Genomic DNA, 23,167 nt, shown 5'->3' on the forward strand with positions numbered 1-23,167 from the left:
CGGCTGAAGACACCCATCTGTGCTGATGTCCAGCGAACCGAAAACCAGGGTAGGAGTTACAGGCCGCAACATCGGTGCGCGGCCAGGACGGCTTACAGAGCCATCCCTTCAACTCCACCCACGATAGGGCATGGGGCGCGAACTCATGGTGTCGGCGAGCTCGCCCCCTCGGTCGGCTTCGTGCGAACGGCTACTCGCCGGGTGCGTCCGGACCCGTGGAGATCTGGCGCATGGTCGAGATCACGGTGACCTCGGGCCAGTGGTCGGCGTGGAGCTGGGCGAAGGTCTCTTGGTCGGCGACGGCGTCCTCGACGGTGGGGTACTCCATGATCGCCCAGCCGCCGACGACCTCCTTGGCCTCGGCGTACGGGCCGTCGACGCGGGTGACGCTGCCGTCGCGGACCACGAAGTTCACGGCGTCCTCGGTCCCGTAGAGACCGCCGCCGTCGAGGAACGTGCCCTTGGCGGCGCGCTCACCGATGTAGGCGTCCATCGCGTCGAACAGTGCCTGCGGCGGCGTTCCGACGCCCTCTTCCATCCTGACGAATCCCATGAAACGCGGCATCTCGATCACTCCTGGTGGTTGTCCGGTTGGTGCTTCTCGCTCGTACGTCGAACGGCGGGCGCGTCTTTCGACACGACCGGGCAGATTCTTCTACGACGCCCTGCCACGCAGGCTGCCAGCCCTCTCATCGCTGCCTGGGTCGGGCCGCGTCGCCGGGGAAACCGAAGTCGGTGCGTACGCCGGGGCTGAAGGCCACGTGATCGGGCGGGCGTCGGGCGAGGTCGGGCAACCCGACCGAGGCCAGCAGGCCGTCGTCGAGCGCCAGCACCTCCGCGTCGTGCACCGGCCAGGCCTCGTGCCGGTTGGGGACGTAGAGGGTCCGGCCCCACCAGCGCACGTGCAGTCCCCACCGGGCACTGACGAAGGTGTCGAGCTCCGAGGGTGGACGACCGGCACCGGCGCGGATGACGACGTGGCTCCGCGGGCGTGTCCCGGGACGGCGCAGGCGCGCGTCGTAGGTGTGCACGTCGTCGTTCGACCGGTAGCGCATGCGGGCCCAGCGGTAGGGCAGACCGAACGCCGCGCGGGCACCGGCCACCACCGCCGCCCGGTCGGCGTCGAGGCTGAGGAAGACGATGCCGCGCCGCCCGGTGTCATCGACCGAGTACAGCCGCACGTTCGTCTCGAGGAACGTGCCCAGCCAGGGGACGCCTCCGCCGCGGCCGATCCCGGCGCCGACCATCCGGAACGGGATCAGGCCGACATAGGTGACACCGTCCAGGGTGTCCGGCCGGACACCGGGTGGCATCCGATGCGCCACCTCGCGCGGGTCCACCGCCCAGTGCAGGAACGTCAGGTCGCGCCAGCTCTGGTTCATCATCACCCGGCCGCTCAGGGCGGGCGCGTCCGCGGAGACGGGCTCGACGCCGGGGCTGCTCACCCGTCCACCCTAGGCAGAGCCCGGTGCCGGCTCGCTCCGGAAGCGCGCCGTGCTTGGGCGGGTTGAGAGGGTGGCCGGTGTGGAGGTGCTCCCCGACATCGTGGCGCCGGACCCGGCCGTCGTCTTCTGCGGCCTGGCCGGGGCCGAGAGCACCCGGCTGCGAGACCACTACTACGAGACGCCCGGCAACAGCTTCTGGGAGTCGCTGCACCTCAGCGGCCTGTCGCCGCGACGCCTGCGGCCGGAGGAGGACGCGACCCTCGCCGACCTCGGTCTGGGACTGACCGACCTGGTCGGTCACTGGGACCCGCGCTGGGTCGAGGTCGACGGGCTGGTCTCCAAGCTGGAGCGTTGGCGCCCGGACTGGCTGGCGTTCACCAGCAAGACCGTCGCCCACGAGGCGGCCCGCGCGCTCGGCGTACGACGTCCCGGGCTCGGCCCGGCGGACTGGCACCTCGGACCGGCCCAGGTCTTCGTGCTGCCTGGGGTGAGCGGTGCCAACCGGCGCCGGGACTACGACGGCCGTCCGGACCGGCTCTCCTGGTGGCGCGACCTGGCGGCGCTGGCCCGACCGGGTCAGGACACGACGGCGTCGCCGCTGATCAGGTAGCTGCTGCCACTGCGGGTCAGAAAGAGTCGCCTGGTCTCGCTCTCGCGACCTCCGTCGTTGCGTACGTAGGTCAGCGAGACGTCCACGGCCCGGTTGCCGGCGGCGCGGGTGGCGTCGACCGAGAGCTGCGTGATCGTCGACCAGAAGCCCTGGTAGTTGCCGTAGCCGCCGATCCGCGCCTGGAACGCCGACGACAGCGATGCCCAGGCGTCGCGGGTGTCGGTGGGCAGGGCGGCGTAGTAGCTCCGCGCGAACTGCTGGGCGCTCGCTCCGGACACCGGAGCCGGCGGTGGCGTGGCCGGACCCGAGGGTGTGGTGCTCGGTGTCGGGCCCGAGGTGCTCGAGGAGTGCTTCGACTGATCGTGGACCTTCGGTGAGGACGAGTGGCGGTGGTCCACGGCGGACGGACTGCCCCCGGACTGGTGGCCGAGCAGCAGGAAGCCGCCGACGGCGGCCAGGACGAGGAGCGCAGCGAGCACCGCAGCAAGGACGCCCGGGCCACGGCGACGCCGGCTCTCCTCGCGGACCGCTGGCGGGAGCGAGTGCTGGTCGTCGGCCTCGGCGAGCGCCTCCTCGGCCGCCGGAATCGGCGCCGCAGCGACCGGAGCGCTGCTGCGCGGCGCCATCAGCTCGGTCGTGGGGTCGCCGACGGGCGTGCCGGCGTAGCGCTCCTGCAGTCGGCGCAGCACGTTGGCGGCGTGGGACATCGACCAGCGGTGCGCTGGATCGAGGGCGAGCATCCGCTCGATCGGCTCGGTGAGGAACCCCGCGTGCTCCGACGGGGTGGGCGGTGACGAGGCGATCGTCGCCAGCAGGGCCAGGTTGTTCGGCTGCTCGTCGTACGGCGGGCGGCCCTCGACCGCGGCGTACAGAGTCGCGCCGAGTGCCCACACGTCGGCGGCCGGTGTCGGGTCCCCACCTCGGGCGAGCTCGGGCGAGAGGTAGGCCGGCGTCCCGCTGAGCACCCCGCTGGTGGTCAGCTGGTCGTGGTCGCGGGCACGGGCGATGCCGAAGTCGCTGATCTTGGCCACCTGGTCGCGCGTGACCAGGATGTTGCCCGGCTTCACGTCGCGGTGCACGGTGCCGGCCGCATGGGTCGTGGCGAGGGCCTCGGCGATCTGCGCGCCGATCACCACCGCCGCCTCCGGGACGAGGGGGCCGTCCTCGGCGATCACCTGCGCGAGCGTGCGCGAGGGGACGTACTCCATCACCAGCCAGATCTGGTCGTCCTCCTCCACCACGTCGTACACCGAGACCACGTGCGGGTGGTTGAGCGCCGCCGACGAGCGGGCCTCGCGCATCGCGCGGGCCAGGTCCGGCGCGGTCTCGCCGGGCAGGACGCCGACCTGCTTGACGGCGACGTCGCGACTGAGCCGTTCGTCGCGGCAGAGCCAGACCGTGCCCATGCCGCCGCGTCCGATCGGGCGCTCGACGTGGTAGCGGCCGGCGATGGTCTCAGGCGCTTTCGGTGCATCCCCCATCAGGGGGCCGTACCCGTTCGGATGCCCCGCACACGTCGAGGCGCGGTCGGGCGACCGCGGCAGGTCAGCCGACCGCGAGCTCGAGGGGCCGGTCCAGGAACGTCGACAGCCGGGCGGCCTCGCCGTCGAGGGCGGCGCGCGGCACCCGGCCGGACTCGGTGAACCAGTCCACCTCCAGCCGGGTCCGGCGGACCGCCCAGGTGCCCGCCAGCACGCCGCGCGAGACGACGAGGTTGGCCGACCGGCTCACCACCTCGCGATGCGCCGGGGGTACGACGTGGGGGTCCGACGTGCCGGGTGCCATCACCCACGGGTCGCGGCCGGGCAGCAGCCGGACGGCGGTGGAGGCCGACGCCGTCCGGAGGTCCTCGACGTCCTCGCGCAGGGCCAGCAGCGCATCGCCCTCGACGGTCACGGTCTCGAGCCGGTCGTCGAGGAGGCCCAGCCATCGGGTCACCGCCGCCCGCCCGGCGCCGAGGCCCTTGCCGACCCAGTCGTGGATCCGGGCCGGCGAGGCTGGGCCGAAGACATGGAGGTACGCCGCCACCACCGCCGGCCCCGCCTCGTCGAGGTCGGGGAGTCCGGCCCACCCCGGCACGTCGTCGAGGCGCTGGAAGGTCGCCTCGCCGTCCCGGGGCGGCCCCAGGCCGAGGTCGCCCTGCCAGGTCAGCGGCTTGATCAGCGTCTCGTTGCCCTCGTCGATGATCGCCTGCAGGTGCCGGTAGCGGCTGCTCCGCCCGAACGCCGTGGTCAGCTCCGAGAGCGTGAGCGACCGGTCGGCCACGGCCTCCCGCACGAACTCCCGGAACCGCGGCCAGTCCTCCGGCGCCAGCCGGTAGAAGCTCACCCAGCTCGGCAGCTCCCACATCCGGCTCGATGCGCGCACCGCCAGGTAGGCCCCCGCGTCCTGAGGCGTCATCAGGTGCGTCGCGCCGCGGAACGCGTAGACCTTGACCACCTCGTTCGCCGCGAGGGCTCGGGCGGCGTCACCCGTCCGGCCCCCGGCACGGCGTACGCCGACGGTCAGCTCCATGGCCGGGTCCGGCCACGCCGGCACGGCTCCGAGCCGGGCCACCACGTCGGCGACGGAGCCGTCGGACGCGGGGTCCAGCAGCTGTCGGCGCACGCGCCAGCCGAGGACTCGCGGCCAGGTCGGTGCGGTCACGCGCCCCACCAGTCGAGCACCCGCCGCGCCCGCAGGGTGTTCCAGCGGCTCGGGCGGCCGTCGCCGTCGTCGTACCGGAGGTGCGCGGGCCCGCGATGGGTGTTCTCGAGCAGCCAGGTGCCGTCGCCCTGTCGCTTGCTGCGCACCAGCTCGACGGCCTCCTCGAGCCGGGGGTCCCGCGAGTCCGCGCTGCGGAAGTGCTCGAGCCCGCGCAGGACGTCGTAGTGCCATCGGGTCGGGAACGAGAACGACAGCCACGCGTCGTCCGGCACCTCGCCGGTGCGCTTGCTCCGGAACAGCGAGCGCTCCAGCAGGTACTCCTCTCCGCGACGGCGGGCGGCCAGCGTCTCCGGAGTGCCGTGCCCGGCGCGCTCGTGCTCGAGCAGGCCCTCGAGCACGCAGATCGTGGAGTTGAACGACGACACGGTGGCGCCGCGCTCGGCCTCGCAGTTCCAGCCGCCGTCGTCGAGCTGACCGGCCAGGAGGCGACCGACGATCCCGTCCACGTCGGCACCGAAGTAGGCCCCGAGGCTCACCGTGTGGCCGTTGATGCACTCCTCGACCTCGCCGTCGAAGAAGCGCGACCCGTCGTACTCCCACCGGCAGTTCTCAGCCACCAGTGCCGTCGTCTCGCGCGCGACATCGGACGTCGGGTCGAGCCCGAGCGCGCGGAGCTCGAGGAGCACCGGCAGCGTCGACGTCCAGGGCTGCTCGCCGTCGGCCGGCCGGTCTCCCCGGCCGGGGAAGCAGGCCCCGCCCATCCACTGCCCGTCCGGGTCGCGGGCGGCGAGCAGCGCCGCGCCCCACCCCTCGGTGGCCACCCGGCTGCGCTCGGCGGCGACCTCGTCGGCCGGTGCGTCGGTCAGGTCAGCCAGCACCTGCCACCGGATTGCCGGGTCGGAGTCGAGCAGCCACGGCGTCACGGCGTCCGGGGTGTCGGTCTGAAGGGTCGTCTCATGCGTCCTCTCGGTCATGCCAGCGAGGGTAGAACGCATTCCGGACGTTGTGCGTCCGCAAAAGGGCCGGTCGCCGAACGCTCGGGTCACGCGGGCGGCAGGGCGACGGCCAGCCGGCGGTGGAGGTCCGCCAGCGTGTCACCGTGCAGAGGGCCGGGAGCGGTCAGCTTCGGGTACAGCCGCTGGGGCCACAACGCCTCCACCCCGCGGCTGGTGAACCCGCCACCGAACAGTGGCCAGTCGGCCTCGACGAAACAGAGCACGCCGTGGAGCGGCACGTCCTCGGTGAGGAAGCGGCGTACGACGTCCACCTGGTGGAGCACACCGTCGACGAGCTCGGTGCAGTCGCGCGACCCGACGAGGACCCGTTCGGTTCGAGGACGCAGGATCCCGCCCTCGACCCGGAGCTGGGGACGGCCACGGTACTTCTTCGCGTCGATCACGTAGACACCCGTCCCGGTCACGGCGAGGTGGTCGATGTTGGCACGGGTGCCCGGGATGCGCCGGTCGTGCAGCACCAGGAAGGTGTCGCCGGCGAGCTCGCTGAGGCGGCGGCCCAGTCGCTCCTCGCCGAGAGCTCCGGTGTCCCAGGCGGTGGTCGACTGCGGCTCGTCGCTCAGAGCATGGATGAGGCCTCCCAGCCTGGGGTGGCTGCTTCGGATCCGCTTCTCCCTGTTGGCCTTCCGACGTTCGAACTCCCTGCGGGCAGAAGCGCCGGGCGTGCCCGCGTCGACGACCTCGGCGACGTCGACGGCGTCGGCAACGTCGACCGTGGTCTCGTCCGGGTCGTCGTGGGCCAGGCAGCTGACCGTTTTGGTCGAACGTTCGTACAACGCCTCGACCTTGGCCGGCAGCGCGGCTCCACACACGCTGCAGGTGCCGGCGTACCGGAGGCGCATCTTCCGCTGGTCGATCCCCGAGATCTCGTCCACCGGCAGACCGTAGACGCCCGGCTCCGTGTGCGTCCGCGTTGTTGCCGAACTGCGGTGGGGACGCCGCGGCCTCAGCGCACGGTGAAGGCCGCCGAGCCGATGCTGTGGTACTGGTCGGTCAGCAGGTAGTGCACGGTGTAGCGACCCGGCGGCAGGGGCCACGGCTTTCCCTGCTGGTCGCGGCCGAACGTGAGGGTCCCGTGGGTGCGGGGCGGGAGGGCGCCGGCGTCGTGGCCGCCGGTGTAGTCCCAGACCAGGTAGTCGTCCCGACGGGGGTTGTCGGCGCCGGCCCGATAGACCGCGACCCAGTCCCAGCGGTTGGCCGGCCCGTCGGCCCAGTGCACGGTGATCTGTTGCCCGACGGCGTACGACCTGGCGTCGGTGGTCAGGTGGATCCGCCCGGCGCGCGGCCGCACGGTCAGCCGGTTGGTGGCGACCACGGTGCCGTCCGGGCCGAGCAGGCGGACCCGGTAGGCCCCGGCGGCGAGCGTGCTCGTGGGGATCTGCACGGTGCCCGACGTCCCGGTTGCCGGGAAGGTGTCAGACGAGGGGCCCTCCAGCTGCAGCCGCCCGCCCGCCAGGCCGTCAGGCATCCGGTAGGACGCCGTGACCTCGTCGCCGCGGGAGACCATCCGGGCCGACAGGGCGAGGGTGGTCGGGACGGGTGCGGGGGTGACGGTGAGCTTCGACAGCACGGCCCGGTGGTCCGACGTCCAGTGGGGATAGCCGAGATCCACTCCCGGCCCGCCCCTCTCGCCGACGACCTGGCTGTCGACCACCTCGACCGGACCACCGACGTACGCGTAGTCGATCCGGCGAGGCGAGCCGTGGCTTCCGGCGACACCGCCCCACGTGTTGCCGGGATCGGCGACGGGGTCGGGGTGGGCCTGGCGGTAGGAGTCGCGGAGCCCGGCCGACGTCAGGGCCTCGCTGACCGGCCAGGCGACGGGTCCGATGCCGTCGTGCTGGGAGGCGGTCCGCGCAGTCCAGTCCAAGTGCGAGGGCTCGTTGAGGTCGCCGGTCAGGAGCAGTGGCCAGCCGTCGAGGAGCAGGTGCTCCGCCGAAGGGAGCAGGGTGCGGATCGTCGAGAGCCGGACCTGCCTCTCGGTGGCCAGCACGTCGGAGACCGTCGCGCCCCGCTCGAGGCGGTTCGGTCCGTCGTGCACGTAGTCGAGGTGGGTGTTGATCATCGCGATCGCCTCGCCCGGCCGGACCTCGAGGTAGGCGTAGAGGCCATGCGCGCCGGACGGTTCGAGGATCGGGTACTTCGACAGGATCTGCAGCCCGACGTCGTAGTAGGGGTAGCCGGCAGCAGCCGCGATCTTCGGCAGCCGGTTGTAGGACTCGAGGACCCCGACCACATCCGCCCCGATGCTGCCGATCACCGCGTCGGTGGCCGAAGTGCCGCCGTACTCCACGTTGAAGACGAGGACCGACAGGGACAGCGGCCCCGGCGACGTGGCGGTTCCGCCGGTGGGGATGCCCGGTGTCGGCGCACCTGCGGAGTCCGTCGAGCCGCTGCAGGCGGCGAGCGCCGCGACGCCGATCAGGCAGAGCGTGCTCAGGACGGCCGAGCCGGAACGTCGCATGAGCGCCTCGCAGAGAGGACTGAATGACCAGTCAATCCACGATAGGAGGAAGCGCGCGCCCTGTCGAGGTCAGGACGTCCGGAGCCGGGCCGGGCAGCTCACAGCCAGCCCTTGCGCCTGAACACGAGGTACAACGACAGTGACAGCGCCACGATCAGGAGGCACGAGGTGAGGAAGCCGGCCTGGTGGGCGAAACCGGGGAACGGCACGTTCTGCCCGTAGAAGCCGGTGATCGCGGTGGGTACGGCGATGATCGCGGCCCAGCTGGTGACCTGCTTGGTGATGACGTTGAGCCGGTTGCCCTGGATGGTCAGGTTGGTCTCGAGGATGGTGTTGACCAGGTCGCGCAGGCTCTCGGTCCACTCGGTGGCGCGCATGACGTGGTCGTAGACGTCCTGGTAGTAGGGCATCAGCTCGTCGTGGACGACTCCGAGGTCGCCCCGCATCAGGGTGTTGACGACCTCCCGCATCGGCAGCACCACGCGGCGCAGCTGGACGAGGCTCTTGCGCAGCTCGAAGCTGCGGCGTTGCACGTCCTTGTCGTGCGGCTGGTCGTCGAAGAGCAGGTCCTCCAGCTGCTCGATCTGGTCGTCGAGCGACTCGACGGTGGCGAAGTGGCCGTCGACCAGGAAGTCGAGCAGGCCGTGCAGCAGCGCCCCCACGCCGTACCTGGTGAGGTCGACCCTGTCGTCCCACCGCTTCACCAGCAGGTCCATGGGGAACGACTCGTCGCGGCGTACGGTGACGAGCGCGGAGGCTGTGATGAAGGCGGCGATCTCGTCGGTCTCGAGCCGCCCCGTCTCCACGTCGAGGCGCACGGAGTAGGCGCTGAGGAAGTCGTGCCCGTCGTAGCGGTCGAGCTTGGGCCGCTGGTGCCCCTTCGTCGCGTCCTCGACCGCGAGCTCGTGCAGCCCCAGCTCGTCGGCCACCAGCTGCAGGTCGTGCAGGTCCGGGGCGCAGAGGTCGATCCAGACGATGGAGGACGGCTCGGCCAGGTGCTCGGAGACATCGTTGAGCGGGAAGTCCTCATCGGTGAGGATGCCGTTGCAATAGCAGCGGGTACGGGGCACGCGGCCAGTATCCGGCACGCGACCGGCACCCTCGCGGACACAGCACCGGCACGACGCGCCGAGACAGGTCTTGACGCGGGGACCGTACTGATCGAACCTACGCGGGAGGGACCGGGCGGGGCCGGGACGTAGCTTCTCGGGTCACGCACGGAAGGCACTCAGATGACGACCCAGGTCCCCTATGTCGAGGGCGAGCCCATCACCGCGATGGCCGTCGAGGAGCGCACCAAGCTCGTCAAGAGCCTGCGCCGCTTCGACATGCTGTTCTTCACGATCTGCGCGCTGGTCGGTCTCGACACGCTGGGCCAGGTGTCCGGGTACGGCGCCCAGACCTTCACCTGGCTCGTCGTGCTCGCGGTCTTCTTCGTACTGCCCTACGCGCTCCTGATGTCGGAGCTCGGCAGCACCTTCACCGAGGAGGGCGGTCCCTACGAGTGGATGAAGCTGTCGTGGGGCCGGCTCCCTGCGGGCCTCGGCGCGCTCCTCTACTGGGTGACCAACCCCCTGTGGGTCGGCGGCTCGCTGGCCTTCATCTCGACGGCGGCGTGGAGCGACAACATCCATCACATCGGCACGGGGACCTTCGCCGACTACGCCTTCAAGCTGCTGTTCATCTGGATCAGCATCGGGGTCGCCGTGGCGTCGCTGAAGCGCGGCAAGTGGATCCCCAACGCCGGCGCGATCATGCGGGTCGTCGTGCTCGGCCTCTTCTCGGTGACCATCGTCATCTATGCGGCCCAGCACGGTGTCCACGGCTACTCGCTGCACGAGTTCGGCCCCAGCACGTCGGTGTTCCTCGGGCTGGTGCCCCTCCTGCTCTTCAACTACGTCGGGTTCGAGCTCCAGAACGGCGCGGCCGAGGAGATGGTCGACCCGCAGAAGGACGTCCCGCGGTCCGTCGCCATCGGCGGCGTCGTCGCCGTCCTCTGCTACGCCGTCCCGATCTTCGGCATCCTGGAGGTCCTGCCACGCAGCCAGGTCAGCGGCATCGCCGGCTTCCTCGACGCCGTCAAGACCACCTTCGGCGTGTACGGCGGTGCCCAGAACGTGATGGTCGACCTGATGGCGCTGGGGTTCATCTTCGCCCTGGTGACCTCGGGCAGCGTCTGGATGATGGGCTCGGACCGCGTGCAGGCCGTCGCGGCGTACGACGGCGCCTTCATCGGGTGGTTCGGCCGCTTCAACAAGACGTTCGGTACGCCGGTGCGGGTCAACGTCATGTCGGGCGTCGTCGCGACGCTCTTCATGATCGCGGCCCAGCGCTTCACCACCGGGTCCGCGGCGGACACGTTCACCGTGGTCCTCTACCTGGCCACGTCCACGACGCTGCTGTCCTACCTCTTGATCTTCCCGACGGTGATCAAGCTCCGCTACAGCCACCCCGAGGTGCACCGTCCCTACCGCCTGCCGTTCGGCATGGTCGGCGTCTGGACCACCGGCATCGTCTGCACGGCGTGGATGGTGCTCGGCTCGTGGGTGGCGCTGTTCCCCGGCACCATCGACGAGAAGGTGTTCGGGCTGTCCTACAGCGTCGAGGACTCGTACGGCGTCTCGCGGATGCGCTTCGAGGCCTTCACCCTGGGCACCCTCGCGGTGATCCTGGTGATCGGCGTGATCGGCTACGTCCTCGGTGCTCCGGTCCGCAACCAGAGCGCGCCGCCGGCCGTGGAGCCGTCGCCGACACCGTCGGGCCCGACGCCCGTCGGCACCTAGGCCGGCCGGTCAGTCCGGCAGCCGGGCCACCTCGGCGTGGGGCCGGGCCTGCCACCGGGCCCAGTCGGCACTGACGTCGCCGGCGGTGCGGAGCAGCTTCGGCAGGTGCTGGTCGAGCAGGGTCTCCGTGGAGGTCTCGGCGGCGTGAACGGTCACGTTCATCGCGGACCGGACGGCGCCGGTGCCGTCGCGGACCGGTACGGCGACCGAGCGGACGCCGGGGGCCAGCTCCTCGTCGGCCAGGGCCCAGCCCCGCGCCCGCACCTGGGTGAGCTCGGCCAGAAGGCCTGGCTCGGTCTCGACCGGCGGCCGGGGAGGGAGGCCCGAGCGCGAGGGGATCGCGAGGGTCGCGTCGAGCTCGTCGGCCGACAGCGCGGCGAGCAGCACCTTGCCCTGGGAGGTCTGCGGGGCCGGGAAGAGGGTGCCGATGTCGACCCGCAGCGCGATGATCTTCGGCACCGAGACCCGGGCCACGTAGACGATGTCCGAGCCGTCGAGCTGGGCCATCGACGACGACTCACCGGTCTGGCGGACCAGCGTCTCGAGGTGCGGTCGGGCGAGGTCCCAGAGGCCGAGCGACGCGACGTACGCCGTGCCCAGCGAGAGGCAGCGGGGAGTCAGCGAGAAGGTGCCGTCGGCCGACCGGACGTAGCCGAGCTCGGCCAGGGTGAGCAGCAGCCGCCGCGCGGTCGGCCGGGCCAGCCCTGTGGCGGTGGCCACCTCGGCCAGTGACATCGTCCGGTGGTGCTGGTCGAAGCAGCGCAGCACGTCGAGCCCGCGCGCCAGCGCCTCGACGAAGTCCGGCCCCGCGCCACGTCCTGCCACGAGCGGAGACCCTAGTGGCCGGGGTCGGTGTCGCCGAACATGCTGCCGCGGGCGCCGTGCGTGCTCTCGGACTGGTAGTCGGTGTACTGGTAGGGGTTGTCGAGCACCTTGTTGCCCTCGGGCAGGGCCGGGTTCATCCCGGCCCGCCAGGTCTCCTCGCCCATCGTCGAGCGGAGGTGGTCGACGGTGGCGTCGACGGCACGTCGTACGCCGGCAGGGTCGAAGCCGACCAGCCGGCCGTCGGTCTTCACGACCCGACCGTCGACGATCACCGTGTGCACGTCGCCGCGCTGGGCCTGGAAGGCGACGTGGCCGTAAGGGTTGAGCAACGGGAAGGAGACCGGCGAGTCGTCGTTCTTGATCAGTACGACGTCGGCCTTCTTGCCGGCCTCGAGGCTGCCGAGGTCGTCGCGGCCGAGGGCGTGCGCGCCGCCGCGGGTGGCCCAGTCGACGACGTGCTCGGCGCGCAACGACAGGGCGGTCACGGTGTCGCCCTGCACGTGCGCCTCGAGGTGCTCGCGCGACCGGTCGGCGCCGAGCGTGGTCCGCATCGCGGAGAACAGGTCCCCGCTCCACCAGACGCTGGTGTCCATCGAGAGCGACACCGGGATGTCGTGCTGCCGCACCTGCCAGGTCGGCGGGTAGCCCTGTCCTGCGCTCTGCTCGGACTCCGTCGAGACCGACACCGAGCCGCCACTGGCTGCGATCCGCTGGTAGGAGTCCGTGCTCAGCGTGGCCGCGTGCACGTAGATCGTGTCGGTGCCCGCGAAGCCGTTCTCGTGGATCAGCCGGATGCCGTCGTCGTTGGTCGCGCCCCAGACCCCGGCGTGGGTGGTCACCGGCAGGCCGAGGTCGCGGGCCACCTCGAAGGCCGCCCGCTCGGGGAACGCCGGGTCGCCGGTGACGTCGAAGGCCAGCTGGAAGCCGAGCAGGTCGCCGGCACCGGTACGACGTCGCTCGAAGAAGTCGCGGACGGCCGGGTCCGCGGTCCACTCCCACGGGCCGGCCTGGATGTTGCCGTAGGCCAGCACGAACCGGCCCGGCACCGACTGGAGCGCGTCGACCGCGGCGTCGGCGTGGTCGACGGTCTGGAGGCCGTGCGACCAGTCGACGGTGGTGGTGACGCCGGCCTCGAGCGACTCCCACGCGGAGAGCACGTTGCCGGCATGGATGTCCTCGGGGCGGAAGGTCTTGCCGTGCTCGAGGTAGTACCAGACGAAGTACTGCGTCAGGGTCCAGTCGGCGCCGTACCCGCGCATCGCGGTCTGCCACATGTGTCGATGCGTGTCGATCATCCCCGGCATCACGATGCCGCCGGAGGCGTCGATCTCGCGGGTCCCGTCGGGCACGGCGAGGGCCTCGCCGACCGCCTCGACCCGGTCGCCGACGATCAGCACGTCGGCGGTCTCGTGGACGGTGTGGCTGTCGTCCATCGTCAGCACGGTGCCGCCGCGCAGCACGATCGAGTCGGTCATGGTCCCTCCGCTTCCAGGTGGTCTCGGCTCCGCTCGACCACCGATTGCTGCCGGCCGACCCGAGGTGCGTACGAGTGTCCGGTGGGTGGTCAGTGAGGTTCCCGGCCACTGTCGACCCGGGACCGCGAGCCTGTCAAGAGTTGCTTGACAGGCCTATCCCTGCACTCTGAGACTGGCCAGACAACGAAGCGGACGAGTGTCCGCAGATCCGTGGAGGACGCCCGTGACCGACCGACCGACCGGACCGCTCAGCGGGTTGCTGGTCGCCGACTTCTCGCGGATCCTGGCCGGCCCCTACGCCTCGATGCTGCTCGCGGACCTCGGCGCCGAGGTGGTCAAGGTCGAGTCGCCGGCCGGCGACGACACCCGCTCGTGGATGCCACCGCTGCGCGAGGGCGTGTCGACGTACTACCTCGGTGTCAACCGCAACAAGCGCTCGGTCGCCCTCGACCTGAAGGACCCCGGTGACCTCGCGCTGGCCCAGGAGCTGGCCGGGCGCGCCGACATCATGATGGAGAACTTCCGGCCCGGGGGGCTGACCCGCTACGGCCTCGACTACGACACCGTCGCCGCTGCCAACCCGAAGGTCGTCTACGCCTCCATCAGCGGCTTCGGTACGACGGAGCGCGGCCGCGTGCTGCCTGGCTACGACATCATCGTTCAGGCGATGTCGGGGCTGATGAGCCTGACCGGCGGCCCCGACACCGGGCCGTTCCGCTCCGGTATCTCGGTCTTCGACGTCATGGCCGGGCTGCACGCCACCATCGGCATCCTGGCCGCGCTGCACTCCCGTGACGAGGACGGCCGGGGTCAGCACGTGGAGGTGAACCTGCTCGCCACCGCCATGTCGGGGATGGTCAACCAGACCAGTGCCTACGCGGCGGGGGGCGTCGTACCGGTGCGGATGGGCAACAGCCACCCGAGTCTCTTCCCCTATGAGCCGCTGATGTGCGCCGACGGCGAGCTGGTCGTCACGGCCGGCAACAACGGCCAGTTCCGCAAGCTGGTCGAGGTCCTCGGCGTCCCCGAGCTCGCCGACGATCCCCGCTTCTCCCGCAACGAGGACCGCACCGCCAACCGCGACCTGCTCCGGCCGCTGCTCGTCGAGCGGCTGATGACCCGGCCGAAGATGGAGTGGTTCCGCGAGATCATCGGCGCGGGCGTGCCGTGCGGGCCGATCAACGACGTCGGCGGCGGCGTCGCGTTCGCCCAGGAGATCGGGCAGGAGCCCGTGGTCGAGGTCGGTGAGGGCGAGGCCATGGTGCCGTCGATCCGCAACCCGATCACGTTCTCCGAGACACCGGTCGACTACCGGCTTCCCCCGCCGGGGCTCGACGAGCACGGCGACGAGATCCGGGCCTGGCTGAGGGAGCCCGTGGTCTCGACTCCGCTCGACCACGGAGAGAGCCGCGACCACGCGGAGGGCGGCGATGAGTGAGCTGGAGTTCCCCACGTCGTTGGGGACGTCGACGGCCGAGACCATCTCGCTGATGGGCGAGGACCTCACCGACCTGATGGGCAACGTCGGCTTCGGGGAGCTCGCCTTCTGGCTGGTCGCGCTGCGGCGCCCGACCTCGGGTGAGACCAGGGTGTTCGAGGCGGTGCTGGTGGCCCTGGCCGACCACGGGTTCACCCCGACCGCGATCGCGGCCCGGCTCACCTACCTGTCCGCACCCGACTCGCTCCAGGGTGCCCTGGCCGCCGGCCTGCTCGGTGGCGGCTCGCGGTTCCTGGGCGTGACCGAGGACTGCGGCGGCTACCTCCATGCCGTCCTCGAGGCGCACACCGGTGACCTGCCGACCACCGACGAGGGCTGGGACGCCGTCGCCCTCTCCGCGGTACGACGTACCCGCGAGCAGGGCGCGTTCGTCCCCGGCCTCGGGCACCCGGTACACAAGCAGGGCGACCCACGCACCCCGCGGCTGATCCGGATCGCCGACGAGGAAGGTCTGCGCGGCCCGCACCTGCGGCTGTTCGAGGCGATCGGGCGGGTGCACGAGCAGGTGCTCGGCCGGCACCTGCCACTCAACGGCGCCGGCGTCTGCGGGGCCGCCCTGGCCGACCTCGGGCTGCCGGTCGAGATGCTGCGCGGCTTCGCGCTGCTGGCCCGGGCGGCCGGCCTGCTCGGTCAGCTCGCCGAGGAGCGCCGGCGGCCGATCGGGATGGACGCCTACCTCACGATCGACCGCAACGCGGTCTACGTGGACCCGACTCCGCAGGACTGAGTGAGAGAGGAGCGAGCATGGCCACCGTCGCTGCGGTCATCGCCTCGACGCACCATCCCTTCTACCTGAAGGCGAGCACCGCCACCGGCGCCGACCGGCCTCCGTTCGCCGACGAGTGGCAGGCCAAGATCGAGGCCTTCCGCGAGACCCTGACCCGGGCCGAGCCCGACGTGCTGGTGATGGTCGGCAGCGACCACTTCCACCAGCTCTGGCTGGACAACATGCCGCAGTTCCTGGTCGGCAAGGCGCCGTACTTCGACGCCAACTGGTACAACGAGGAACGCGAGTTCGGCCTCCCTCGGATGACCCTGGCCGGGCAAGAGGACCTCTCCTCCCACATCCTGCGCAACGGGCTCGACATGGACTTCGACCTGGCCTTCAGCAACGAGCTGCGGATCGACCACAGCATCACCTGCCCGATCATCACGCTGCGGCCGCAGGCGGACCTGCCGATCGTGCCGATCTACACCAACATCTTCGCGCCGCCGCTGCCGCAGCCGAAGCGGTTCGTCCAGCTGGGCAAGGCGATTCGCGAGCTGGTCGAGTCGTGGCCGAGCGACCAGCGGGTCGCGATCATCGGCACCGGGCACCTCTCGCTGGAGCTCGGCGGGCCGCGCCAGTTCGGCGAGCACGGCCCCGACCCGGACTTCGACCGCAAGGCCGTCGAGTGGATCGCGAACGGCGATGTCGAGGGCTGCCTCGGCGAGGTGTCGCTCGACAGCCTGCACCTGCCGGGCAACGCCACCCACGGCTTCATGGACTTCATGCTGATGATGGGCGTCGCCGGTGACGGGGTGAAGGCCGACTACACCGACTCGCTCGACCTCTTCCACACCATGGAGGCGTACTTCACGTGGTACCCGGAGGGATCCGGGCTCGACCGCCGGTCCGAGCCGGAGGGAGCACTCTGATGAGCAAGTACCTCCTCGACAAGTTCCTCTACACCGTCGACCGCGACCCGGCTCTCGTCGAGCGCTACCGTGAGGACCCGGCCGGGACGGTCGCCTGGTGGGAGGCCGAGATGGCCAACCTGATCCTCAACAGTCACAGTGACGAGAAGTCCACCTGGCTCGCCTTCGAGGACGACGAGCGGCGAGCACTGGTCGAGCAGGACCACGTCACGCTGTTCGGGATGGGCGCCCATCCCTTCCTCACGCTGACCCTGTTCATCGCGATGTTCGAGCGCGACCACGGACCGCTGGAGTACCAGATCGCCTACGGCAGAGCGTTGGAGCACCTCACGCTGCCCTACCCCGACATCTCCACGTGACCCGCTGATGCGCGCCGCCGTCCTGCACACGCCCGGCTCGCCTCCGTCGTACGGCGAACACCCCGCCCCCGAGCCGGCGGCCGGCTCGACGCTGGTCCGGGTGAGGGCCGCACCGGTGGTGCCACTGGACCTGCTCTGCGCGTCGGGCACGGCGTACCTCGGCGTGCCCGCGACGCCGTACGTGCCGGGCGGTCAGGGAGTCGGTGTCGTCGAGGTCTCCGAGACCCACGAGCCGGGGACGCGGGTGTGGTTCTTCACGCCGGCCGGGATGGCCCCCGGCGACGGCAGCCTGGCCGAGCTGTGCCTGGTGCCGGACGGTGACGTCGTACCTCTCGAGGTGACGGTGCCGGACGACCTGGCGGCGGCGCTCGGGCTCTCCGGAGTCGCTGCCTGGATGGCGCTCTCGTGGCGGGCCGGCCTGGTGGCCGGCGAGCGGGTGCTAGTGCTCGGTGGCGGCGGCGCCGTGGGGCAGGCCGGGATCGGTGCGGCGCACGCGCTCGGTGCGGCGCAGGTCGTCGCGGTTGCCCGACCCGGCTCGGCCGACCGGGCCCGGGCCGCCGGCGCCGAGGTCGTCGTACCCCTCGACACCCATGACGTCGATGAGCTGACCGCATCGCTCGCGCAGCACGGGCCCTTCGACGTCGTCCTGGACCCGGTCTTCGGCGTCTCCGCGTCCGCCGCCGCCGGCACGCTCGCGCCGGGAGGCCGCCTGGTCAACCTGGGTGGGGCCTCGGGTGACGCCGCGGTCTTCTCCTCGGCCGGGCTGCGCAGCAGGTCGGCGGCGGTCCTCGGCTACACCAACAACGCGCTGACCCCCGAGCAGCGCACGTCGGCCGTCACTGCCGTCCTCGAGCACGCCGCCGCCGGGCGGATCCGGATGGCGTACGACGTGGTGCCGCTCGCCGACGTCGAGGCGGCCTGGCTGCGGCAGGCGGCCGGTACCGGGTCCCGCGGCGTGGTGCGCCCGAGCTGAAACCGCGCTTCGGTCACGCCGCCCGGACGCCTAGGCTGGGGCGGTGCACCGGGAGGGAGACCGGGCGCCGTCAGCGGTGCCCGGAGTGGCAGGGTGGGCGAAGGCTGCGCTCGCCGAGCTCGCCACGCTGCCCGATGTCCACCGCGTCGGACTGGCCCTCGACGAGGGCGGCGGGCGGCGCCTGCTCTTCACGGCCAGCGACCGCGACGGCGGAGCCGAGTCGCCCTGGTGCCACATCGACGCCTACGACGACCTGCCGATCAACACCGCGGCCCGGACCGGAGAGCTCGTCGCGGGCTCGCTCGACGAGCTGCGCGGACGCTACGCCGAGTTCGTGGACCGGCAGGCCGACGGCCCGACGGCGGCGGTGGCGGCCGTGCCGCTGCTCGTCGCCGGGCGAGGGCTGGGAGGGTTCGTCCTCTTCTTCGACGCCCCGCAGTCCTTCGGGCTCGAGCACCGGCTCGCGTTGGCGCGTCGGGGCGCGGAGCTCGGCGCCGCGCTGCACCTGGCCCAGCTCGGCGAACGACGTGCCGTGGCGGAGACGGCCGACGAGGGCGCACCGCCGGGCGCCGTGGTCGCGGTTCACGACGTCGCTCCGACGCCGGAGGCCGTGGGCGAGGCCCGGCACGTCGTCCGTGACGTCCTCGTGGACTGGGGTGTCGGGCCGGACCTCACCGACACCGCCGTGCTGTGCGTCTCCGAGCTGGTGACCAATGCGGTCATCCACGCCCACAACTCCTGCACGCTGCGCCTGCTGCTGGAGGGGGACGTGCTCACCGCGACCGTGCGCGACGGGGGCAGCCGGGGCGTGACCACCGTGGGGCAGATCGACGACCACCTCCAGGTGCACGGGCGCGGGCTGGAGGTGGTGGAGCGCCTGGCCTCACGCTGGGGCTACGACCTCGACGCCCACGGCACCAGGGTCTGGTTCGTCCTGGACCTCTGACCGGGTCGGCGAACTAGGGTCGGCCCATGGACCGCGACTCCGCCCAGGCCTGGCTCGACCGCTACGTCGCCGCGTGGCGGAGCTACGACCCGACCGCGATCGGCGACCTGTTCAGCGCGGACGTCACCTACCGCTACCACCCCGACGACGAGCCGACGGTCGGCCGCGAGGCGGTGGTGGCCTCGTGGCTCGGCGAGGGAGACGACTCCGGAGCGTCGACCCGCGACGCACCGGGCACGTACGACGCGTCGTACACGCCGTTCGCGGTCGACGGCGACCGGGTCGTGGCGACCGGCACGTCGACCTACCGTGACGCGCCGGGCGGTCCGGTGACCAAGGTGTTCCACAACTGCTTCCTGATGTCCTTCGACGACGAGGGGCGATGCCGGGAGTTCACGGAGTTCTACACACAGGAGCGACATGACTGAGCCTTACGACCACCTGCTGGAGAAGTACGCGCGGCTGGTCGTGCGCGTCGGCGTCAACGTCCAACCCGGCCAGGAGGTCGAGATCAGCTGCCTGCCCGAGCAGGCGGAGGTGGCGCGAGTGCTGGCCGAGGAGGCCTACCGCGTCGGCGCGAGCCGGGTCACCATCGACTACAACGACCGGCACCTCCAGCGGGCTGCGGTGCTGCACGCACCCGAGGAGACGCTGGGTACGACGCCGGAGCACGTGCTGGACGGGGTGCGCGCCTGGAAGAACATCAAGCCGGCGCTGATCAGCCTGACCGGCAACCCGTTCCCGACGCTGATGGACGGCCTCGACCCGGTCCGCCTCGCGAAGTCGCAGCCGGTCGACCTGATCTCCGAGGCCATGCCGCTGATCACCAGCGGACAGCTCGCCTGGACCGTGGTGGGTGCACCGACCCGTGGTTGGGCCGAGAGCGTCGGGGTCGCCGACACGGCGGCCCTCTGGGAGGCGGTCGCGGTCTCGATGCGGCTCGACGAGGCAGACCCCGAGCAGGCCTGGCGCCGTCACATCAGCAAGCTCCAGGCCCGGGCCGCGATCCTCAACGGCCACGGGTTCGACAAGGTCCGCTACCAGGGCCCCGGCACCGACATCACCATCGGGCTGGCGCCGGAGTCGGTGTGGGTGGGCGGGTCGCTGGAGACCGACGACGGCGTCGAGTTCGTGCCGAACATGCCGACCGAGGAGGTCTTCATGTCACCGGACTGGCGGCGCGCCGAGGGAAAGCTGCGCACTGCCGCGCCGTTCTTCCTCTCCTCGATGGGCGCCATGGTCGAGGACCTCCAGCTCGAGCTGCGCGACGGCACCATCACCGGGGTCAAGGCGGCTCGCGGCGAGCAGGAGGTGCAGCAGCAGTTCGAGCTGATCCCCCGCTCGCGGCACCTCGGCGAGGTCGCCATCGTCGACTCGGACTCCCGGGTCGCGACGACCGGTCTGGTCTTCAAGGACATGCTGTACGACGAGAACGTCGGCTCCCACGTCGCCTGGGGGATGGGCTATCCCAGCGCCTTCCGGGGCGGCCTCGAGCTCGACGCCGAGCAGCGGATCGCGGCCGGGCTCAACCAGGCCAACACCCACGTCGACATCGTGATCGGCAGCCCCGAGGTGCAGATCGACGGCTACCACGCCGATGGGTCCGTGGTACCCGTGACTCGAGGCGACGAGTTCGTGCTGGACGGTTAGCGGGTCCGTCGCACCCGCCGGTGCACCTGCATCAGGCGCAGCGTGCCGACGGTCGCGGAGATCGCCAGGCCGCCGACCACGGCGACGAGCAGCGCCACGGCCAGGGGCGGGTGCCAGTCCCAGCCGAGGAACGACAGCTGCACCGCGCGGGTGTTCTGGGCGACGAAGACCACCAGGAGGATCAGGATCACGATCAGTGCGATCAGCGCGACCCAGAACCTGCTGGTCCGCGATCCCCGCAGCGGGTTGGCACCGTCGCGCGTCGCCGGGCGTTCGGTGGGCTCGTCGGCCTCGCTCATCGCGGAGTCCTCTCAGGCGTCAGCGCGAACCCGGATGCGGGCGCCACGATGCCGTACCCCACAACGCGGGGCGTGATGCCTCGCGCACGGGTCAGTCGGCCGGGCTCGACTCCGCCACGTGGGACTCGAGCGCGTCCAGGTCGCGTTCGGCGTACAGCCGGTGGTGCCACTCCTCGTTGAGCACGATCGAGAGGCACTCGCGCACCGGATAGCTGCGCGACTGCGGCCAGCCGGGCCCTTCGACCGGGTCGGTGCTCGACGCGAGCTCCTCCTCGGTGAGGTCGTCGACCAGCTGGCGCATGATGCCCATCCGGTCGCGCCGCAGGATCACCACCTCGTCGAGGCTGGGGCGCACCTCGCGGTCACGGGGGACGCCAGGGGTGTCGGGCATCTGGTCCCACGGCAGGTCGAGGGCGCTCCACGGCGCGGGCTCGCCCATGATCGCCCGGCGGATCCAGGCGTCGGTGGCGAAGACCAGGTGCCGCAGGGTCTCGATGAACGACCACTCGTCGTCGACGCTGGCGTGGAGGAGCTCGGGGTCGAAGCCCCGGGCCCGCTCGACGGTCTGGTCCCAGAGCCGCTCGACGATGTCCCACGCCTCGCGGAAGCCGTCCGGGTCGGTGGGCCGCATCTTGACCCGGTCGGGGTCGCGCCGGTCGAGCTCGGCGTTGATCAGGGGTACGACGTCGACGTCGTTGATCCGCAGGTTCCACACCTCGCCGGTGATCTCGACGTCGACCAGCTCGACCCCGCGCATCCGGACGCCGCCGAGATCCACGTGGTCGAACCTCGCGCCACGCAGGTCGACGTGGCTGAACGCCGCACCTCGCAGCTGCTGGTTCTCGAAGCGGGCCGGCGAGGTCGGTTCGGGACCAGCAGTCATGCCCAGAGGCTCACACGTCGGCCGGGGGCTCGTCCAGCACCCGCACCGGGCGAGCGAGGTTTCCCGCGGTACGACGTGGCAGGAGACCGCCGGCGGTGCGCAGGCGGTCGTGGGCCCGGGCCGCCCGGGCCGCGTTCATCCCGGCCGCGCCGTGCACCCCGCCGCCCGGGTGCGCGGACGCAGAGGCGAGGTACAGCCCGCGCACCGGCGTCTCGGCCCGGCCCAGACCGGGCACCGGACGGAAGATCAGCTCCTGATGGAGCTGGGAGGTGCCGCCGTTGATGGCGCCGCCCACCAGGTTGGCGTTGCGGGCCTCGAGCTCGTGCGGCCCGAGCACCCGGCGGGCCATGATCCGGGAGCCGAAGCCCGGTGCCAGCTGCTCGATCCGCTCCTGCATCCGGTCCGCGAAGCGCTCGCAGTCCGACTCGTCCCACGTCCCCGTGATGCCGCCGTCGCCGGCGTCGCGGGTGGCCTGCTGAGGCACGTGGGTGTAGGCCCACAGCGACTCGGTGCCGGCCGGTGAGCGGGTCGGGTCGGTGGTGGTCATCTGCCCGGCCAGCATGAAGGGATGCGCGGGGATCGACCGGGAGTTCACCTGGCCGAGCGCCTCGCTCATGTCCTCGACGGAGTCGGCGACGTGGAAGGTCCCGGGGGTGTGCGGCGGCGGCGAGGCCCACGGGATCGCTCCGTCCAGCGCCCAGTCGACTTTCACCGTGCCCGGGTCGAGCTGGAAGGAGCGCATCGAGCGGATCGTGCGCGCCGGCAGGTCGTCGGCCGCCACCAGCCCGCCGTACAGCCGGCTGGCGATGACGTCGGCGAGCACCGCGCGGCCGGCCGCGAACCGTTCGCCGTCGGCGGTGCGGACCGCCACCGCCCGGCCGGCGGACACCTCGATGCCGACGACCTCGGCGCCGCACCGGATCTCGCCGCCACCGGCGCGCAGCCGGGCCGCGAGGGCCTGGCTCAGCATCCCGGCGCCGCCCTGCGGCACCGGGAAGCCGACGGTCTGCCCCAGCATCGACATCAGGATCCCCATCAGCCCGGACCCGGGGGCGTTGAGCGGGATGTCGGCGTGCCCGGCGTTGCCGGCGATCAGGGTGCGCGGGGACGCGCCTCCGAAGCGCGACCAGCCGACCTCGGTGGCCGGCGTGAGCATGGTCTTCACGAAGTCCAGGCCGCCGACCGACCGGAGCCGGGCCAGCATCCCCACGCCGTGCCGGACCGGTGGGAACGGCGTGAGCAGGGCGCCGACGAGGTCGTCGCCGATCCGGTCCCACTGGTCGCAGAGCCGGTGCCAGGCCTCGCCGTCGCCGGGGTGCTGCTGCTCCATCAGGCCGGCGGTGACGTCGCGGTCACGGTGCAGGATCGCCCACTGCCCGTCGGGGAACGGGTGACCCAGCACGGCCGGGGCGTGCACCCAGGTCAGGCCGAAGCGCTCGAGCCCGAGCGTGTGGATGTGCCCGGCCGCGGCCAGCGGGTAGAAGGCACTGAAGGTGTCGTGCACGAAGTCGGGGTGCACCTCCCGGTCGCTGCGGACCGCCCCGCCCACGTCGGGCTGGGCCTCCAGCACGAGCACCGACCAGCCGGCGTCGACCAGGTGGTTGGCTGCGACGAGGCCGTTGGGCCCCGCTCCGACCACCACTGCGTCGTACGTCGTCAT

The 23,167-nt window shown here is 71.8% G+C and carries 23 protein-coding genes; 10 read left to right on the forward strand and 13 right to left on the reverse strand.

The features are described 5' to 3' along the window. Positions 1-190 precede the first annotated feature (190 nt). Complete coding sequence (locus E3N83_RS15600) at positions 191-538, reverse strand: YciI family protein (RefSeq protein ID WP_238342937.1); 348 nt, start codon at positions 536-538, stop codon at positions 191-193. 151 nt (positions 539-689) lie between these two features. Then, positions 690-1,445: a YqjF family protein gene (locus E3N83_RS15605; protein ID WP_238342938.1), complete on the reverse strand. Its 756-nt coding sequence runs from the start codon at positions 1,443-1,445 to the stop codon at positions 690-692. Between the two features lie 79 nt (positions 1,446-1,524). Here E3N83_RS15605 and E3N83_RS15610 point away from each other — a divergent pair, with 79 nt between their 5' ends. After that, positions 1,525-2,055 carry a mismatch-specific DNA-glycosylase gene (locus E3N83_RS15610; protein ID WP_191907827.1) on the forward strand — a complete coding sequence of 177 codons (531 nt, stop codon included), beginning with the start codon at positions 1,525-1,527 and terminating at the stop codon, positions 2,053-2,055. On the opposite strand, the gene E3N83_RS15615 is transcribed toward E3N83_RS15610, so the two are convergent. The 6 genes from E3N83_RS15615 to E3N83_RS15640 all read right to left on the reverse strand — a co-directional run bounded on the left by E3N83_RS15615 (position 2,022) and on the right by E3N83_RS15640 (position 9,248). Continuing rightward, positions 2,022-3,536, reverse strand: coding sequence for a serine/threonine-protein kinase (locus E3N83_RS15615; RefSeq protein ID WP_151084097.1), 1,515 nt, complete (start codon positions 3,534-3,536; stop codon positions 2,022-2,024). The two genes, E3N83_RS15610 and E3N83_RS15615, sit on opposite strands and share 34 nt — an antisense overlap. Before the next feature lie 64 nt (positions 3,537-3,600). Continuing rightward, positions 3,601-4,701, reverse strand: coding sequence for a DNA glycosylase AlkZ-like family protein (locus tag E3N83_RS15620; RefSeq protein WP_151084098.1), 1,101 nt, complete (start codon positions 4,699-4,701; stop codon positions 3,601-3,603). After that, a complete protein-coding gene (locus E3N83_RS15625) occupies positions 4,698-5,675 on the reverse strand; it encodes a hypothetical protein (RefSeq protein WP_151084099.1) in 978 nt (325 codons plus the stop codon). Before E3N83_RS15625 ends, E3N83_RS15620 begins: the two co-directional genes overlap by 4 nt. A gap of 68 nt (positions 5,676-5,743) precedes the next feature. Further along, positions 5,744-6,589 carry a nuclease-related domain-containing protein gene (locus tag E3N83_RS15630; protein ID WP_202879242.1) on the reverse strand — a complete coding sequence of 282 codons (846 nt, stop codon included), beginning with the start codon at positions 6,587-6,589 and terminating at the stop codon, positions 5,744-5,746. A 71-nt stretch (positions 6,590-6,660) separates the two neighbouring features. Continuing rightward, the gene (locus E3N83_RS15635) at positions 6,661-8,178 is read right to left on the reverse strand and encodes an endonuclease/exonuclease/phosphatase family protein (protein WP_151084100.1); all 1,518 of its coding nucleotides are present in this window, start codon (positions 8,176-8,178) and stop codon (positions 6,661-6,663) included. Between the two features lie 98 nt (positions 8,179-8,276). Beyond that, positions 8,277-9,248, reverse strand: coding sequence for a magnesium transporter CorA family protein (locus tag E3N83_RS15640; protein ID WP_151084101.1), 972 nt, complete (start codon positions 9,246-9,248; stop codon positions 8,277-8,279). Between the two features lie 162 nt (positions 9,249-9,410). Here E3N83_RS15640 and E3N83_RS15645 point away from each other — a divergent pair, with 162 nt between their 5' ends. Further along, entirely contained in the window at positions 9,411-10,961 is a 1,551-nt protein-coding gene (locus tag E3N83_RS15645; RefSeq protein ID WP_151084102.1) for an APC family permease, read from the forward strand. Positions 10,962-10,970: 9 nt separating this feature from the next. Here the strand turns inward: E3N83_RS15645 and E3N83_RS15650 are convergent, their stop codons facing one another. Together E3N83_RS15650 and E3N83_RS15655 are read right to left on the reverse strand one after the other, a co-directional pair. Continuing rightward, on the reverse strand, positions 10,971-11,786 hold the full coding sequence (locus tag E3N83_RS15650) for an IclR family transcriptional regulator domain-containing protein (protein WP_151084103.1): 816 nt from the start codon (positions 11,784-11,786) through the stop codon (positions 10,971-10,973). 11 nt (positions 11,787-11,797) lie between these two features. Next, complete coding sequence (locus E3N83_RS15655) at positions 11,798-13,261, reverse strand: amidohydrolase family protein (protein WP_151084104.1); 1,464 nt, start codon at positions 13,259-13,261, stop codon at positions 11,798-11,800. Positions 13,262-13,484: 223 nt separating this feature from the next. Here E3N83_RS15655 and E3N83_RS15660 point away from each other — a divergent pair, with 223 nt between their 5' ends. The 8 genes from E3N83_RS15660 to E3N83_RS15695 are packed head-to-tail and all read left to right on the forward strand — an operon-like array spanning position 13,485 to position 20,325. After that, positions 13,485-14,699 (forward strand): CaiB/BaiF CoA transferase family protein, encoded by a 1,215-nt coding sequence (locus tag E3N83_RS15660; RefSeq protein ID WP_151084105.1) that lies wholly within the window; start codon positions 13,485-13,487, stop codon positions 14,697-14,699. Then, positions 14,692-15,486, forward strand: coding sequence for a citryl-CoA lyase (locus E3N83_RS15665; protein ID WP_151084106.1), 795 nt, complete (start codon positions 14,692-14,694; stop codon positions 15,484-15,486). Before E3N83_RS15660 ends, E3N83_RS15665 begins: the two co-directional genes overlap by 8 nt. A 17-nt stretch (positions 15,487-15,503) precedes the next feature. After that, positions 15,504-16,397 carry a DODA-type extradiol aromatic ring-opening family dioxygenase gene (locus E3N83_RS15670; RefSeq protein WP_151084107.1) on the forward strand — a complete coding sequence of 298 codons (894 nt, stop codon included), beginning with the start codon at positions 15,504-15,506 and terminating at the stop codon, positions 16,395-16,397. Beyond that, complete coding sequence (locus E3N83_RS15675; protein ID WP_151084108.1) at positions 16,397-16,756, forward strand: hypothetical protein; 360 nt, start codon at positions 16,397-16,399, stop codon at positions 16,754-16,756. Before E3N83_RS15670 ends, E3N83_RS15675 begins: the two co-directional genes overlap by 1 nt. A gap of 7 nt (positions 16,757-16,763) precedes the next feature. Then, positions 16,764-17,729, forward strand: a complete 966-nt coding sequence (locus tag E3N83_RS15680) for a quinone oxidoreductase family protein (RefSeq protein ID WP_151084109.1) — start codon at positions 16,764-16,766, stop codon at positions 17,727-17,729. A 43-nt stretch (positions 17,730-17,772) separates the two neighbouring features. After that, complete coding sequence (locus tag E3N83_RS15685) at positions 17,773-18,675, forward strand: ATP-binding protein (protein ID WP_151084110.1); 903 nt, start codon at positions 17,773-17,775, stop codon at positions 18,673-18,675. A gap of 26 nt (positions 18,676-18,701) precedes the next feature. Then, positions 18,702-19,103, forward strand: coding sequence for a nuclear transport factor 2 family protein (locus E3N83_RS15690; RefSeq protein ID WP_151084111.1), 402 nt, complete (start codon positions 18,702-18,704; stop codon positions 19,101-19,103). Then, the gene (locus E3N83_RS15695; RefSeq protein ID WP_151084112.1) at positions 19,096-20,325 is read left to right on the forward strand and encodes an aminopeptidase; all 1,230 of its coding nucleotides are present in this window, start codon (positions 19,096-19,098) and stop codon (positions 20,323-20,325) included. The genes E3N83_RS15690 and E3N83_RS15695 overlap by 8 nt, the downstream gene beginning before the upstream one ends. Here E3N83_RS15695 and E3N83_RS15700 read toward each other — a convergent pair. The 3 genes from E3N83_RS15700 to E3N83_RS15710 form a co-directional block, all read right to left on the reverse strand. Then, entirely contained in the window at positions 20,322-20,624 is a 303-nt protein-coding gene (locus tag E3N83_RS15700; protein ID WP_151084113.1) for a lipopolysaccharide assembly protein LapA domain-containing protein, read from the reverse strand. The two genes, E3N83_RS15695 and E3N83_RS15700, sit on opposite strands and share 4 nt — an antisense overlap. A 91-nt stretch (positions 20,625-20,715) precedes the next feature. Continuing rightward, positions 20,716-21,507, reverse strand: a complete 792-nt coding sequence (locus tag E3N83_RS15705; RefSeq protein WP_151084114.1) for a DinB family protein — start codon at positions 21,505-21,507, stop codon at positions 20,716-20,718. 10 nt (positions 21,508-21,517) lie between these two features. Then, a complete protein-coding gene (locus tag E3N83_RS15710) occupies positions 21,518-23,167 on the reverse strand; it encodes a phytoene desaturase family protein (protein WP_151084115.1) in 1,650 nt (549 codons plus the stop codon).

The organism is Nocardioides cynanchi, from assembly GCF_008761635.1.
In the GTDB taxonomy this organism is placed as follows: domain Bacteria; phylum Actinomycetota; class Actinomycetes; order Propionibacteriales; family Nocardioidaceae; genus Nocardioides; species Nocardioides cynanchi.